The sequence below is a fragment of the Peterkaempfera podocarpi genome, assembly GCF_042466665.1.
GTDB classification, from domain to species: domain Bacteria; phylum Actinomycetota; class Actinomycetes; order Streptomycetales; family Streptomycetaceae; genus Peterkaempfera; species Peterkaempfera podocarpi.
Genome location: NZ_CP162102.1, coordinates 585,911 through 600,596 on the forward strand (window position 1 = coordinate 585,911; position 14,686 = coordinate 600,596).

At 73.2% G+C, this 14,686-nt stretch carries 12 protein-coding genes; 5 read left to right on the forward strand and 7 right to left on the reverse strand.

Annotation, left to right across the window (positions count from 1 at the left end):
* Nucleotides 1-51: 51 nt before the first annotated feature.
* Together AB0761_RS02630 and AB0761_RS02635 are read right to left on the reverse strand one after the other, a co-directional pair.
* Nucleotides 52-981 carry an ADP-ribosylglycohydrolase family protein gene (locus AB0761_RS02630; protein WP_377267198.1) on the reverse strand — a complete coding sequence of 310 codons (930 nt, stop codon included), beginning with the start codon at nt 979-981 and terminating at the stop codon, nt 52-54.
* 321 nt (nt 982-1,302) lie between these two features.
* A complete protein-coding gene (locus AB0761_RS02635; RefSeq protein ID WP_377267199.1) occupies nt 1,303-1,998 on the reverse strand; it encodes a B3/4 domain-containing protein in 696 nt (231 codons plus the stop codon).
* Between the two features lie 84 nt (nt 1,999-2,082).
* On the opposite strand from AB0761_RS02635, the gene AB0761_RS02640 reads away from it, so the two are divergent.
* Entirely contained in the window at nt 2,083-2,667 is a 585-nt protein-coding gene (locus tag AB0761_RS02640; protein ID WP_377267200.1) for a helix-turn-helix domain-containing protein, read from the forward strand.
* A 102-nt stretch (nt 2,668-2,769) separates the two neighbouring features.
* Here AB0761_RS02640 and AB0761_RS02645 read toward each other — a convergent pair whose 3' ends face one another.
* The 3 genes from AB0761_RS02645 to AB0761_RS02655 all read right to left on the reverse strand — a co-directional run bounded on the left by AB0761_RS02645 (nt 2,770) and on the right by AB0761_RS02655 (nt 8,056).
* The gene (locus AB0761_RS02645; RefSeq protein ID WP_377267201.1) at nt 2,770-4,353 is read right to left on the reverse strand and encodes a PstS family phosphate ABC transporter substrate-binding protein; all 1,584 of its coding nucleotides are present in this window, start codon (nt 4,351-4,353) and stop codon (nt 2,770-2,772) included.
* Nucleotides 4,354-4,435: 82 nt separating this feature from the next.
* Nucleotides 4,436-7,453, reverse strand: a complete 3,018-nt coding sequence (locus AB0761_RS02650) for an alpha-mannosidase (RefSeq protein WP_377267202.1) — start codon at nt 7,451-7,453, stop codon at nt 4,436-4,438.
* Nucleotides 7,454-7,732: 279 nt separating this feature from the next.
* Nucleotides 7,733-8,056 carry a winged helix-turn-helix transcriptional regulator gene (locus tag AB0761_RS02655; RefSeq protein WP_377267203.1) on the reverse strand — a complete coding sequence of 108 codons (324 nt, stop codon included), beginning with the start codon at nt 8,054-8,056 and terminating at the stop codon, nt 7,733-7,735.
* A 108-nt stretch (nt 8,057-8,164) separates the two neighbouring features.
* On the opposite strand from AB0761_RS02655, the gene AB0761_RS02660 reads away from it, so the two are divergent.
* Both AB0761_RS02660 and AB0761_RS02665 read left to right on the forward strand, forming a co-directional pair.
* Nucleotides 8,165-8,518: a DoxX family protein gene (locus tag AB0761_RS02660; protein WP_377267204.1), complete on the forward strand. Its 354-nt coding sequence runs from the start codon at nt 8,165-8,167 to the stop codon at nt 8,516-8,518.
* Between the two features lie 185 nt (nt 8,519-8,703).
* Nucleotides 8,704-9,909, forward strand: coding sequence for an MFS transporter (locus tag AB0761_RS02665; RefSeq protein ID WP_377267205.1), 1,206 nt, complete (start codon nt 8,704-8,706; stop codon nt 9,907-9,909).
* A gap of 41 nt (nt 9,910-9,950) precedes the next feature.
* On the opposite strand, the gene AB0761_RS02670 is transcribed toward AB0761_RS02665, so the two are convergent.
* Nucleotides 9,951-10,727, reverse strand: coding sequence for a DUF817 domain-containing protein (locus AB0761_RS02670; RefSeq protein ID WP_377267206.1), 777 nt, complete (start codon nt 10,725-10,727; stop codon nt 9,951-9,953).
* Nucleotides 10,728-11,073: 346 nt separating this feature from the next.
* On the opposite strand from AB0761_RS02670, the gene AB0761_RS02675 reads away from it, so the two are divergent.
* A complete protein-coding gene (locus tag AB0761_RS02675; protein ID WP_377267207.1) occupies nt 11,074-11,526 on the forward strand; it encodes a MaoC/PaaZ C-terminal domain-containing protein in 453 nt (150 codons plus the stop codon).
* 36 nt (nt 11,527-11,562) lie between these two features.
* Here the strand turns inward: AB0761_RS02675 and pepN are convergent, their stop codons facing one another.
* Nucleotides 11,563-14,061 (reverse strand): aminopeptidase N, encoded by a 2,499-nt coding sequence (gene pepN, locus AB0761_RS02680; protein ID WP_377267208.1) that lies wholly within the window; start codon nt 14,059-14,061, stop codon nt 11,563-11,565.
* 93 nt (nt 14,062-14,154) lie between these two features.
* On the opposite strand from pepN, the gene AB0761_RS02685 reads away from it, so the two are divergent.
* Nucleotides 14,155-14,658 carry a GyrI-like domain-containing protein gene (locus AB0761_RS02685; protein WP_377267209.1) on the forward strand — a complete coding sequence of 168 codons (504 nt, stop codon included), beginning with the start codon at nt 14,155-14,157 and terminating at the stop codon, nt 14,656-14,658.
* Nucleotides 14,659-14,686 lie beyond the last annotated feature (28 nt).

Consider the following 14,686-nt stretch of genomic DNA (forward strand, 5'->3'; position numbering starts at 1 on the left):
CGGAGGTCCCCGACCGGGGACAAGTGCGGATAGCCCGGAGGGGTGATCCGGTCACTCGCTGTCGCGGTCGGGGACGGGCGCCCAGCAACTGGACTCCGGCAGCGGCTCCCGCGCCTGCCACCAGCCCTCGGGAACGGCCCCGGTTCCGGTGCGGGCCGCGACGACTCCGGCGGCAATCGCGCAGGTGGTGTCGCGGTCGCCCCAGCCCCCGACGGTCTGCCAGAGCGCCTCGGGCAGATCGTCCAGGTGGCCGGCGGCGGACCACAGCGCGAACGGGACCGTGTCGGGTGCGGAGATCCGCAGACCCGACCCCAGGACGGCGGCGGCATGGCGCACCGAGGTACCCACGGGGAAGCGCGCTGCCACCCGGATCAGCGAGCGCACCTCGCTGTCCGGCAGCCGGGCGGCCACCTCGTACAGGAACTCCGACCTGGGCGGTGCCTCGCCTGCTGCCCCGGCCGCGGCCAGCGCGGCCGCGACGGCCACCGCCACCGCCCCGGCGACCGCCTCCGGGTGGGCGTGGGTGGTGAGGGCGGACAGCCTTGCCTGCTCGGCCGCCGCGTCCAGGTCGGCCGCGAACCAGGCGCCCAGCGGCGCGACCCGCATCGCCGCGCCGTTGCCGTAGGAGCCCTGCCCTCCGAACTGCTCGGTGGTGACGGTACGCCAGTCCTCGCCCGCGCCGATCCGCTTCAGCACCGCATGCATGGACGGCCCGTACTTGCGGTGCGGGTCCCGGGCGTACTCGGCGGCGAACTCCGCGGCCAGGGCGTCCGGGTGGATCTGCCCGTGGTTGCTCAGGTGCGCGAAGAGGACCAGCGCCATCGCGGAGTCGTCCGTCCAGAGCCATGGTTCGGGGCGCAGCGTGCGGGTGGCCCACAGCTCCTCCGCGGGCTCCGACGAGGCGGTGAACCATGCGTCGCCGAAGGCGTCGCCGAGGATCAGTCCGTGGAGGCTGTCATGCGCGTGGTGCGGGCTGGTCATCGCCCCTCCCCCGGGTCGGGTCCGCGGGCCGCCGGCCGGGCTGCCGGCCGCTGGTGGGGAGCATAGGGAGGCGGTGCACCGGGCGGCCACCCCATTGATGCGGAGCGGCCGTACGGGCTGTCGCCGGAGGCCCGGTCGGCCGTGGACCGTGCGGGGAACCGGCCCCCACGGCCGGCCTGTCCCGGTCGGCCTCCGCCCAGCCGTTCATCCCCGCCCAGCCGTTCATCCCTGCCGGGCCGCCGCCCGCCGGGCGGGGCGGGGCGGGCGGGGCGGGCCCGAGTGGTCAGTGTGGCGCTGCCGGTCCGGCGCGGCGGCCGCCGGTCAGTGGATCAGGCGGCTCACGGCGGCCAGGCCGGGGGCGCGCTCGCGCAGCCGGGCGAGGAGGTCGTCGGCCGCCGCCTGCAGGGCGTCCAGCGGCATGGGTTCGAGGCGCTCCAGCAGGAAGAGCGCCCGGGTGGTGCTCTCGGTGATCCGGGTGCGTACGCACTGGCGGTGGTTCCAGCGGCGGCAGGTGACGCCCAGGTCGTCGCACCACACCACTTCGCCCCGCTCGGGGTGCTCGACCGCGGGCGCGCCGTCGGCGACGGTGTCGAACCGCTCGGTTCCGGTGGCCCGCAGCAGCCGGGGCGCGCCCGCGTAGGCGTCCAGGTCCTCGCCGCCGACCGGGAGGCGGTGGGCGACGGAGACCGCGTTGTAGACGTCGACCAGCAGATTGACCTCGGGCAGACCGCCGGCGGCGCGCCTGGCCAGGGCCTCCGCGCTGTTGCGCGTCCGCCCGGGCTTGGCGCCGAAGGCGGTGTAGGCCTGCCGCCAGGCGGCGACATGCGGATCGGCGGTGACATCCAGGCCGTCGACGGTGGCGGCGGCGTCCTTGAGCAGGCCTCGCGACCAGGAGTCGGTGGGGCCGCCCGGCAGTCCCTCGGCGGCGATCACCAGCACGGCGAAGTCCGGGCGCAGCTCGCGGACCGCCGGATCGACCTGCACTCCCTCGGTCACTGCGGTGAGTTCCCGGCCCATGATGTCCTCCCCGTGGTCGCTTGAGTGATCCGGACAGTATCATCAAACGACCGAGACCCGGCGGAGCGAGGCGAGGCACCGTAGATGGACGACAGCGGCACCGACGACAGAGCAGTGGTGGACGCGGTCGCGGAGCGGGTGCGGGCCCTGCGCCGGGAGCGCGGCTGGTCCCTGGATGCGCTCTCCGCCCGCGCCCGGGTCAGCAAGGGCGTGCTGGTCGCCCTGGAGAACCGGCGTTCCAACCCGAATCTGGCGACCCTGGTCCGGCTCTGCGACGCCTTCGGGGTGCCGCTGACCGTACTGCTGCAGCAGAGCACCGCACCGCTGCTGCAACCTGCACCGCCCGGGGCGCACTCCAGGCTCTGGTCCGGGCCGGACGGCGGCGAGGGCATGCTGCTGACGGGCGCCTCCCACCCCACCGGGGCGGAGCTGTGGCACTGGCGGCTGGCCCCGGGCGAGGAGCACCGCAGTGAGGCGCATGTGTCGGGGACGGTGGAGCTGCTGCATGTGCTGCACGGGCGGCTCACCGTCACGGTCGCGGACCAGGAGGCGGAGCTGCCGGCCGGGCACGCGCTGCGGATGGCCGGCGACCGCCCGCACTCCTACGCCAACCGCGGCACCGAGCCGGTCGAGTACACCGGGGTGGTGCTGGTACCGCCGGGCCACTGAGGACCGGTGGGAACGGCTCTGCCGCCGCCGGGAGCGGGCCGGCCCTCGGATGCCCGGTCCGCGGAGGGTCCCGGCGGCGACGCGGCCCCGCGGCCCGGGCCGTCAGGGGGTGGCGCAGCGGGCCAGGCCCTCGGGCGAGTAGCAGGGCAGGTGCCCTCCGGCCTCGATGGCCTCCCGGCCGCCGCCGGTGAGGGCGAAGTCCAGGAAGGCGCCGGTCAGTGAGCCCTCGGCGGGGCGGCCCACGGTGTAGGCGTACTCGACGTCGGCGAAGGGGTAGCTGCGGTCGCGGACGGTGTCGGTGGTCGGGATGCGGCCGTCGATGCCGATGATGCGGACGCCCTTGGTGTCCTGGGCGGCACGGAGTTCCGCATAGCCGATGGCTCCGGGGGTCTGCGCCACCGTACGCAGCACCTCCTCGGTGTCCTTGAGTTCGCAGCGGATGCCCTTGACGACCCGGGTGTCCGAGGTGAGGCAGTTGCGGGAGGTGACGGTGAGCTCGGGGCGGGTGTCCAGCACCCGGCGCTGGAACAGCTCGCGGGTGCCCGAGTCGGCTCGCCGGCTGATCAGCCGCACCGGCAGGCGCGGGCCCTGGACCTGGGACCAGTCGAGGATGTCACCACGGTACATCCGGCGGATCTGATCGATCGTCAGGCTCTTTACGGGAAGCCCGCCGTTCACCACGACGGCGAAGGCGGCCACGGCCACGCGGTGTTCCCTCAGGTTCGGGTAGCCGTCGGGCTTGGGCCCGTCCGAGAAGGCGATCAGTGCGGAGCGGTTCTGCCCGGCGGCCCCGTCCTCCCCGGCCAGCTCCCGGATGCCCTCGTAGCTGCCCTCCGCGTCCACCTGGACGGACGCGCCCGGGCACTCCCGGTCGTAGCGGTCGGCGAGGTCGTGCAGCACCGGGGAGAAGGCCGTGGAGCCGACCACGGTGAGATCCCCCGTGGCGCAGCCCATCGGGGGCTCGTGGCCGGAGAAGACGATCACGCCGGCCAGTATCAGGACCCCGGCGGTGAGCAGGGCGGTGATCCCGCGGGCCGGTCTGCTGAGCACCGGCGGCTTGTCGTCGAAGGTGGTGCTGCGGTTGGGCACCACTGCCCCGTCGCGGAGGCCGCCGGTGACCCGGACCGCGCCGCCGACCCGGCCGCCGCTGAGCAGCACCAGCAGTTTGAAGTGCTGGCCCGGGTTGAGCGGCACCCTGGGCAGATGGAGGGTGCCCGCGCTGTGGCGCATCGCGCCGGGCGTGGCGAAGTACTCGGTGAGGTGCTCGGCGGACAGCTGGGTGAGGGCTGCGCCCCGGACGATGCGGTCGCCGAAGACCACGGTGAGGCCGTGCAGGGTGTCACGGCCGGTGTAGTCGCTCTCGGCGATGCTCTCCGCGCCGTCGTTCTCCACTCGGAGCAGCACCAGGGTGCCGTCGGACATGTCGGGCAGGTCGTTGAAGAGGCCGAGCCGCACGCTGGGCTGCCCGGGGCCGTGCCGGTGGTCGCTGCCGATGGGGGTGTCCATCTGGACGCGGTAGCCGATGCGCCGTCCGCGCTGCACCCGGCGCCGGTACACCACCGCCACGGCCGGCGGGACCACGGCGCTGAGCAGCGCGGTGAGCACCGCCACGATGTTGTCCGCACTCAGCCAGTCCACGTCCCGCTCCCCGTGCGCCGCCCGGTGCCGGGCAGCTGGTGCGGTCACGGTAGGAGAGGGACGGGCGCGGCGGGGCGGTCTTCGCTGTCCGTGCGTCAGTTGTTGGCCGGGTGTTCGCCGATGCGGCCGGTCAGTGGGCCCGCGGCAGCCGCAGGGTGACGATCTCGAAGGGCCGCAGGGTCAGCACGATGCCGTCCTGGCCGCCCACCGCCGGGCCGGTCGGCCGTTCCAGCAGATCGCAGTGGTGGGCCGCGGCGATGGGGAAGCCGGGGCGCAGCAGCGTACGTGCCCGGCCGCCGCGGGACTCGTACAGCCGCACCACGACGTCGCCGCTGCCGTCGTCGGCCAGCTTGACGGCGGTGACCACCACGGCGTCGTCGTCGACGGCGACGAGCGGCACCACCGGGGCGTCGCCGCCGGCGCAGCGGCGCTCCGGAAGATTGAGCCGGTAGCCCTCGCGCACCGCGTCCTCGACGGCGGCTCCGGGGATCAGGGCGTGGCGGAAGAGGTGCCGGCCCTGGTCGGTGTGCGGATCGGGGAAGCGGGGTGCGCGCAGCAGGGAGAGCCGGACAGTGGTGGTGGTCCCGGTGTCCGCGGGGCGGACGGTGCGGGTGACGTCGTAGCCGTAGGTGGAGTCGTTGACCAGGGCGACTCCCCAGCCGGGCTCCTCCAGGTGGACGAAGCGGTGGGCGCATGCCTCGAACTTCGCCGCGTCCCAGCTGGTGTTGGTGTGCGTGGGCCGGTGGAGGTGCCCGAACTGGGTCTCGGCGGCGATCCGGTCGGTGTGCAGGTCCAGCGGGAAGGCGGCCTTGAGGAACTTCTCGGTCTCGTGCCAGTCCACCTCGGTGGTGAACTCCACCCGGCGCTCCCCGACCGGGAGTGCGATCCACTGCTCGACCCGGGAGGCGCCGAACTCCCGCACCACCCGGACCGCTCCGTCGGCCGGCTCCACCAGGACGGCGTCGGTGAGGTCGGTGACGGTGTTGCGGTAGTAGTGGTCGACGTCCCAGGCGTCCCACATGGCGGGGAGGTCCTGGTGCAGCTGGAGCAGGTTGGCGGCGGCGCCCGGGGCCAGGGTCTCGCGGTCGGCCGCGGGGTCGTGGACGGAGACCACCAGCCCGCGCCCGTCGACCGCCACCCGCAGCAGCCCGTTGTCCAGGGTGAAGCCGCCGCCGTCCCGGGGCCGCACCGAGGTGGCCGGGCCGCCCGGCTCGATGGCCGGGGCGGCGCCGCCGGCCGGGACGCCCCCGCGGGTGTGCGGGGCGGCGTTGAAGACCAGCTCGGTGGTGCCCTCCCCGGCCAGTGCCTGCTGTGCGCGGTCGATCAGCCCCGCCAGTTCCACGGTGAGGGCGGCGTGGCGCTCCTCCGCCTCGCGGTGCACCCAGGCGATGGAGGAGCCGGGCAGGATGTCGTGGAACTGGAGCAGCAGCACCGCCTTCCAGATGCGGTCCAGCTCCTCGTACGGATAGGGGTGACCGCTGCGGACCGCGGCGGTGGCCGACCACAGTTCGGCCTCGCGCAGCAGGTGCTCGTTGCGGCGGTTGCCCTGCTTGGTCCTGGCCTGGCTGGTGAGGGTGCCGCGGTGCAGCTCCAGATAGAGTTCGCCGACCCAGACGGGCGCCTGCGGGTACTCGGCCTCGGCCTTGGCGAAGAACGCGGACGGCTTCTCGAAGACGACCCTGGGGGACCCCTCCAGGTCGGCGAGGCGCCTGGCACGGGCCAGCATCTCCCTGGTGGTGCCGCCGCCTCCGTCGCCCCAGCCGGTCGGGGCGAGGGAGCGGGTGGCGGCGCCCTTCTCCCGGAAGTTGCGGACGGCGTGGGCGAGTTCCCGGCCCGACAGTTCCGCGTTGTAGGTGTCGATCGGCGGGAAGTGGGTGAAGACCCGGGTGCCGTCCAGTCCCTCCCAGCGGAAGGTGTGGTGGGGGAAGGCGTTGGTGCGGCTCCAGGAGATCTTCTGGGTGAGGAACCACCGGGCCCCGGCCTGCCTGACCAGCTGGGGCAGGGCTGCGGAGTAGCCGAAGGTGTCCGGCAGCCACACCTCCTCGGTCTCGATGCCGAACTCGTCGAGGAAGAAGCGCTTTCCGTGGACGAACTGACGGGCCAGCGCCTCCGACCCGGGCATATTGGTGTCGGACTCCACCCACATGCTGCCCACGGGAACGAAGCGGCCCTCGGCGACGGCCTTCTTGACCCGTGCGTACACCTCGGGCCGGTGCTCCTTGATCCAGGCGTACTGCTGCGCCTGCGACATGGCGTAGACGAAGTCGGGGTCGTCCTCCAGCAGCGCGGTCATGCTGGCGGTGGTGCGGGCCACCTTGCGCACCGTCTCGCGCAGCGGCCAGAGCCAGGCGGAGTCGATATGGGCGTGGCCGACCGCGCTGATCCGGTGCGCCGAGGCGTCCGCGGGAGCGGTGAGCACCGTACGCAGTTCGCCGCGGGCCCGGTCGGCGGTGCCGCCGATGTCCGAGAGGTCCAGGGCGTCCAGTGACCGCTCCACGGCGCGCAGGATCTCCCAGCGGCGCGGTGCCTCGAGGGGCAGCTCCGCCATCAGCTGGCCCAGCACCTCCAGGTCCTGGAGCAGCTCCCACACGGTGGTGTCGAGGACGGCGAGGTCCATCCGGGCCAGCCGGTACTGCGGCTCGCTGCCGGCGGTCCCGCGTTCGCCCATCCCGGTGGGCCGGAAGGGCCGGCCGCCGCCCAGGATCACGGGGTTGGCGGACGCCTCGATGTGCAGCAGGACCTCCTCGCCGCCCTCTGCGCGGGCGGCGATCCGCACCCACTGGTTGCGTGGGTTGAGGCCCTTCACGGGGGAGCCGTCGGGCCGGTACACCAGGCCCTCGCACTGGAAGCCGGGACTGGCGTCGTTGAAGCCCAGGTCGAGCAGCGCCTCCACGGTGCGGCCGGCCCACTCCTGGGGCACCTGGCCGGAGACGGTGAACCAGCTGGTCCCCCAGGGCGGCCCCCAGGCGGCGCCCACCTCGACGGGACTGCGCTCGGCCGCCAGCCCCTCGGCCACCGTCACCGGCTCGCCGGGGGCGTCCCACACGGTGACGTCCAGGGGGACGGACAACGGATGGACGGCGGGGCGGATCCGCTCCTCCAGGACTCGCCTCAGCCGGGCCTCGGTGGTGCTGCGGTTGTCGTGCATGACGCCGGCTCCTCACTGGAAACGCGGTGCGGCGGCCAGGGGCGGGCCGGGGCGGGTGTGCCGCCCGTCGATGACTCCCGTTGATGACAGTGATACAGCGTCGCGCGGTCCACGGCGACGCCCGCGCTGCCTCGCGGGCCAAACGTCCGCTCGACCCGTTCAGCGCAGACGTCCGCCCCGAGCGGCGCTGCGGCGCTCTCGGTACGGAAGGGGACCGGCCGGGAGGGGACCCGCCGGAAGGGGACCCGCCGGGAGGGGACCGGCCGGGAGGGGGCGGCCTCAGGCCGGGCCGAGGTGCCGCTTCGCCCAGTCGCGGAGTTCGCGCATGGCGGGCTCCAGGGCGGCGGCGGCCTCGGTGGCGCGGTAGCGGACGGCGACCGGCGGCCCCTCGGCCACCTCGCGCAGCACCAGTCCCGTCGAGGCCAGCTCGACCAGCCGGTCGGAGAGCATCCGCTCGCTAATGCCGGGGACGGCACGGCGCAGTTCGGCGAAGCGGACGGGGCCGGACATCAACGCGGCCAGGATCAGCCCTGTCCACCGCTTGCCGAGGATGGCGAACACCTGGGTGATCGATTCATCGACTCCGTCGCAGGGCTCGCTCATGGGACCAGCCTACCCGGCAGGTCAGGGCACTACAGAAAAGTAAGTAACTATGTCATTATCAGCTCGGATTTTCTGTCCGACGACCCCTGCCCCATCCTGGAGACCCCCATGTTCATCGCCACCGCGGCACTGTCCGTACTGCTCGCCCTGGCCTTCGCCGGCGGCGGGAGCGGCAAGGTCAGCGGCAACCCCAAGCTCCTGGAGGGCGCCGCCCATCTCGGCTACTCGGCCGAGGCGTACCGCCGGATCGGCGCCCTGGAGCTGGCGGGCGCCGCCGGTCTGCTGATCGGCCTGTGGTGGGCCCCGCTGGGCGTGGCAGCGGGCGTGGGCCTGGTGCTGCTGATGGGCGGCGCCGCGATCAGCCACGCCCGCGCCAAGGACGCCGCAGCGGCCATCGCTCCGTCCGTCGCCCTCGGGATACTCGCGGTGGTCACCGTGGTACTGCGGATCGCCACCGCCTGACCGCGCACCACCCCCGTACGCCCCGGCCGCCACCGCACAGGCGGCCGGGGCGTACGGCTGCCGGGCGAAGGCGGGGCAGTGAGGCAGCAGTCGGCCACATATAGGCCGCGTTGGCAATGACACGCGTATGCAATTATTGTCATTGCAGACACGTCCTCCACCCTCTCCGGCAAGGCGGAACCCCTATGCCTCTGGCACTCCTGGCCCTCGCCATCGGGGCCTTCGGAATCGGCACCACCGAATTCGTGATCATGGGGCTGCTCCCCCAGGTGGCCGCGGACTTCGGCACCTCCATCCCCACGGCAGGCTTCCTGGTCACCGGCTACGCCCTCGGCGTGGTCCTCGGCGCACCGCTGATGACCGTGCTCGGCACCCGGATGCCGCGCAAGCGCATGCTGATGCTGCTGATGGTGCTCCTCACCGCCGGCAATGCGATCTCCGCAGCGGCGCCCTCGTTCGGCGTGATGCTCGCCGGCCGCATCGTGGCCTCGCTCGCCCACGGCGCCTTCTTCGGCATCGGCTCGGTGGTCGCGGCCGGCCTGGTGGCCCCGCAGAAGAAGGCCGGCGCCATCGCCCTGATGTTCACCGGTCTGACCGCCGCCAATGTGGTCGGCGTCCCCCTGGGCACCCTGGTCGGCCAGGCCTTCGGCTGGCGGCTGACCTTCGCGGGCGTTGCCGTACTGGGCGTGGCGGGGCTGCTGGGCATCGCCCGGCTGGTTCCCGAGCAGCCCGGCCAGGGAGCGGTACGGCTGCGCCATGAGGTGGCCGCGTTCCGCAATGTCCAGGTACTGCTTGCGATGGCCATGACCGTGCTCGGCTTCGGCGGGGTGTTCGCCGCCATCACCTACATCTCGCCCATGATGACCGAGGTGGCCGGGTTCGCGGACGGCTCCGTCACCTGGCTGCTGGTCCTCTTCGGGGTCGGCATGGTCGCCGGCAACCTGATCGGGGGCCGCTTCGCCGACCGTGCGCTGATGCCGATGCTCTACACCTCGCTCGGCGGGCTCGCCGTGGTGCTCGGCCTCTTCACCCTCACCGCCCACAACAAAGCCGCGGCTGCCGCCACCGTCGCCCTGATCGGCGCCCTGGGCTTCGCCACCGTGCCACCGCTGCAGAAGCGCGTCCTGGACCAGGCCGCCGGAGCCCCCACCCTGGCCTCGGCCGTCAACATCGGCGCCTTCAACCTGGGCAACGCGCTCTCGGCCTGGCTCGGCGGCCTGGTGATCAGCGCCGGGCTGGGCTGGACCGCGCCGAACTGGGTGGGTGCACTGCTCGCCGCCGCGGCCCTGGTACTGGCGGTCCTCTCCGCAGCCCTGGAGCGCCGCACCCCCCGCTCCAGCAGGATCGTCGCCGACTCCCCCGCACCTGTCCCCGCGACCGCCCACCGCTGACCGACCCGCGTCCGCCGGCCCCGGAGCGCTCCCGCCCGGGGTCAGCGGACTGCCCGGACCGGGGCCCGCCGCGACCGTTCCACCAGCACAAAGGTCACGCTGATCAGCAGCGCCCAGGCGCCGAACTTCTGCCAGGAGACCGGCTGCCACTGGGAGATCTGGTACGGGTAGCGCCAGGCACCCACCGCGGTGGCGATGTTCTCGGCCACCCAGAGGAAAAACCCGATCAGGGTGAAGGACAGCGCCAGCGGCATCCGGTGCCGCCGCTCCCCCACGGTGAACCACACCTGGGCGCGCGCGGTGACCGCCAGCAGGCAACCGGCCAGCAGCCAGCGCAGATCCGGCAGCCAGTGATGGCCGAAGAAGTTGACGTAGACGCCCGCCGCCACCACTGCGGTGGGCCCGGCCCGGTAGCCGGTGAGCCGCAGGTCCAGCAGCCGCCAGGCACGGCAGACGTAACTCCCCACGGCCGCATAGAGAAAGCCCCCGTACAGCGGCACCCCGTGGAACTTCAGCAGTGCGGGTTCGGGATAGCTCCACGACCCCAGCGCGACCTTCACCAGCTCGAAGGCGAGCCCCACCGCATGGCAGATGCCGATGACCGCGAGATCCCGCCCGCTCTCCCAGCCCCTGAAGCGGAACAACAGCGTCAGCAGCACCCCGTAGACCAGCAGCAGGTCGTAACGGGCCACCGGCAGCCGCGGCAGCACCCCCGACAACGCCACCCCGGACAGCAGCGCGACGGCGAAGGCGCAGCAGCGCGCCTCGATCCGGGCGAAGAGCAGCAACTGACGCACACAGACGGTGATCGCGGACATGGTGCAGAAGACGCCCGGACCCCGCCTCCGGTTGTCGGCCCGCCCGCGGCGCGTCCCGCCCGATGGATCAGCGGGCCGTCAGGTCGACGACGGTCTCCCCGGGGCGACCACCGCTCCCGTGCCTGCGGCCACACCGGCCTCCGCCACCTTGAATCCGGCTTCACCACCTGCGAGGCCGGCTGCCCCGGCCCCTGCACCCTCGCAGCCGAGTCAACCCTCACCCCCACCGTCGACGCCCGCGGCCGCCACGTCACCACCCTCGCCACCCCCGGCGAATACTCCGCCGCCCGGTGGGCCGGGGACAGGTCCGCGCGGGTGCGGCCGCCGGCCGTGAGAGCCTGGCCCTGTGCCGCTGTACTTCGAGGACTTCACCGCAGGCCAGGTGTTCACCACCCAGGGCCGCACCGTCACCGAGTCCGACCTGGTGTCGTTCGCCGGCTGGAGCTGGGACACCAACCCGGTCCACACCGACGCCCGGTTCACCGCCGGGACCAGGTTCGGCGAGCGGATCGCCCATGGGATGCTCGGCCTGTCCGTGGCCATGGGCCTGGTCTCCCGGCTCGGGGTCTTCGAGGGCAGCTCCATCGCCCTGCTGGGAGTGGACCACTGGCGGTTCCTCCGACCGGTGCTGATCGGGGACACCGTGCACTGCCAGGTGGAGATCCTCGAGACCCGACGCACCAGCAAGGGCGACGCCGGGATCCTGATCCGCCGCTTCCGGCTGCTCAACCAGCACGGCGACGCCGTCCAGGAGGGCAACATCGACCTGATGGTTGCCCTCCGCCCCCGGGAGGCCTGAGGCCGCCGGGGACGGAGGGCGGCGAGCCGCCAGGGTTCAGCAGGCGCCCACCTCACGGACCCGCAGCGCACGGTCGAGGTCGTCCAACTGGTCGGCGAGGGCACGGCGGAACGCCGGAACCGGGTCGCCGTCACGCAGGCACTGACGGCCCAGCCGCAGGGTCTCCCTGTCCACGGCGTGGACGGGGAAGGCATGGCGTCCCGCGGCCTCGGCGAGCGCCGGCCCGCGGCGCGCGGCGGTGGCCATGGCCGCCGGGTAGTAGCGGGGGATGTACGCCTGCAGCAGACCGAGCTGCTCGGGCTGCCAGAACCCCTGCGCGGTGGCGTTGAAGAGGTAGTTGGAGAGCTCGTCGCCCTCGAAGAGGGCGGCCCACGCCGCCTGCTTGGCAGCCGGGTCGGGAAGCGCCGCACGGCACCGGGCGGCGCCCTGCTCCCCGGCCGCGCTGGGGTCGCGGACAAGCTCCGCGCTGACGGCCGCGTCGTCGACCGCACCGAGCACGGCGAGGCGCAGCAGCAGCCGCCAGCGCAGCTCGTGGTCGAGCTCGGGACCATCGGGGAGGCGTCCCGCGGCGAGCCAGCCGTGCAGTTCCGCGGCGTCGCTCGCGGCGCCCAGCAGGCTGCGGGCGGCGGCGAGACGGTGGCCGTCGGCCGAGGAGCACAGCAGGTCGCGACTGAGGTCGGCGAGGACGGCCTGCGCGGCGGGGCGCTCCTCTGCGGACACATAGCGGTCCGCGACCTGGGTCGCGGCGAAGCCGAGGACGCCCTCGACGATCGCGAGGTCGGTCTCCATGGGCAGATGGGTACGGGCCAGGGCGAGGTAGGCCGCGGGTGCCAGCCGGGCGTCGCGGACCAGGTCCCGGGCGGCGTTCCAGACGACGGCTCGGGTGAGTGGTTCCGACAGGCCGCTGAGCGCCTGGGTGACGGTGTCCCAGGACTCCTCGTCGAAGCGGACCTTGGCGTAGGTGAGGTCGCCGTCGTTGAGCAGGACCAGGTCGGGGCGGGGGCCGGAGAGGGCGAAGCTCTGCGGGTCGGTCCCGGCCGGCAGGTCGACCCGGACGGTGTCGCGGTGCACCAGCCGCCCGTGGTCGGCCGGGGCGCGGTCGTAGAGGCCCAGGTCGATCCGGTGGGGCCGGCCGCCGGTGCGGCCGATCTCCAGCTGCCATCCCTCGGGGGTGCCGGTGACGGTGGGCTGGAGGGTGTCCACGCCGGTGGTCCGCAGCCACTGCTCGGCCCAGGTGTGGACGTCGCGGTCGGTGGCGCGGCCCAGCGAGTCGATGAAGTCGGCGAGGGTGGCATTGCCGAAGCGGTGCCGGGTGAAGTGGTCGTTGATGCCGGCGAGGAACTGCTTGTCGCCGAGCCAGGCGACCAGTTGGCGCAGCGCGGAGGCGCCCTTGGCATAGGAGATGCCGTCGAAGTTGAGCAGTGCGGAGGCGGTGTCGGGGACGGCCTCGGGGGCCGGTGCGACGGGGTGGGTGGAGGGCCGCTGGTCGGCGTCGTAGCCCCAGCCCTTGCGGGCGACGGCGAAGTCGGTCCAGGTACCGGTGTAGCCGGTGGCCTCGGAGAGGACCTGGTAGCCCATGTACTCGGCGAAGGACTCGTTCAGCCAGATGTCGTCCCACCATCGCAGGGTGACCAGGTCGCCGAACCACATGTGGGCCATCTCATGGGCGATGACCATGCCTCGCAGCTGCCGCTCGGTGTCGGTGACGGCGGAGCGGTAGACGAACTCGTCGCGGAAGGTGACCAGTCCGGGGTTCTCCATCGCGCCGGCGTTGAACTCGGGGACGAACGCCTGGTCGTAGGAGTCGAAGGGGTAGGGCTCGGTGAAGAGTTCGCCGAAGCGGTCGAAGCAGCGGCGGGTGATGTCCAGCAGTTCGTCGGCGTCGGCGTCCAGGTACGGTGCCAGGCTGCGCCGGCAGTGCAGGCCGAAGGGCAGTCCGGCGTGCTCGGAGCGGACGGAGTGCCAGGGCCCGGCCGCGACGGCGAGCAGATAGGTGCTGACGGGCGGGGTCGGGGCGATGCTCCAGCGGTCCTCCGTCCCGGCGATGCGCTCGGCCACGCCGTTGCCGAGGACGGTCCACTCGGGCGGGGCGGTGACGGTGACCTCGAAGACCGCCTTGAGGTCCGGCTGGTCGAAGGCGGCGATGAACCGCTGGACGTCCTCCATGAAGAGCTGGGTGTAGACATAGGTCTCGCCGTCGGCGGGGTCGGTGAAGCGGTGCATCCCCTCCCCGGTGCGGGAGTACCGCATGTCGGTCTCGATCTCCAGGCGGTGCTCGCCTGCGGTGAGCCGGAGCGGCAGGCGGTTGTCGGACAGCGAGCCGGGGTCGAGCTCGTGTCCGTCGAGGGTGGCGCGGTGCAGGGTGGCGGGTTTGACGTCGACGAAGGTCTCGCCCTCGGAGCGCGCGGTGAAGGTGATCACCGTGCTGGATCCGAACAGTTCCTCGCCCCTGGTGAGGTCGAGGGCGATGGCGTAGTGGCGGACGTCGAGGAGGCGGGCGCGGGTCTCGGCCTCCGCACGGGTCAGAGCAGGCATGCGCCCCATGCTGCCCTACCGCTGTCGAACAGGGCAGCGGGCCCGGGGCACATCGAGCGATGAGTTCCGGTCCGCCCGGCAGTCTGCCCCGGCATGAGTGACATTCTGTCGAGGGAGCCCGCCGTCATCGAGCGCGGCGCACAGCCGTATGCATCGGTCTCGGCCCTGGTGACCATGGAGACCATCCCGTCGATCGCCGATCGGCTGCCCGAGGTCCTCGGGTGGCTGGCGGCCCGGGGGGTCGAGCCGGCCGGGCCGCCGTTCCTGCGGTATCGCGTGATCGACATGGAGCGGCAGCTGGAGATCGAGGCCGGGGTGCCGGTGGCCGCCACGCCGGAACCGGACGGCGAGTTCCGCTGCGGAGCGCTGCCCCCGGGGCGGTATGTGACGGCAGAGCACACGGGCCGTCCGGACGGGATGATCGGGGCGGTGGACGCGGTCTTCGCCTGGGCGGCGGAGCGGGAGCTGGTCTGGGACGCCGCCCCCGATCCCGAGGGCACCCGGTGGGGTTGCCGGCTGGAGGTCTTCCTGACCGATCCCCGGGTGGAGCCCGACCCGGAGCGGTGGCGGACCGAGCTGGCCTTCCGGCTGGCCTGACCTTCTCCCGGTCCGCCGACCGGCTCCC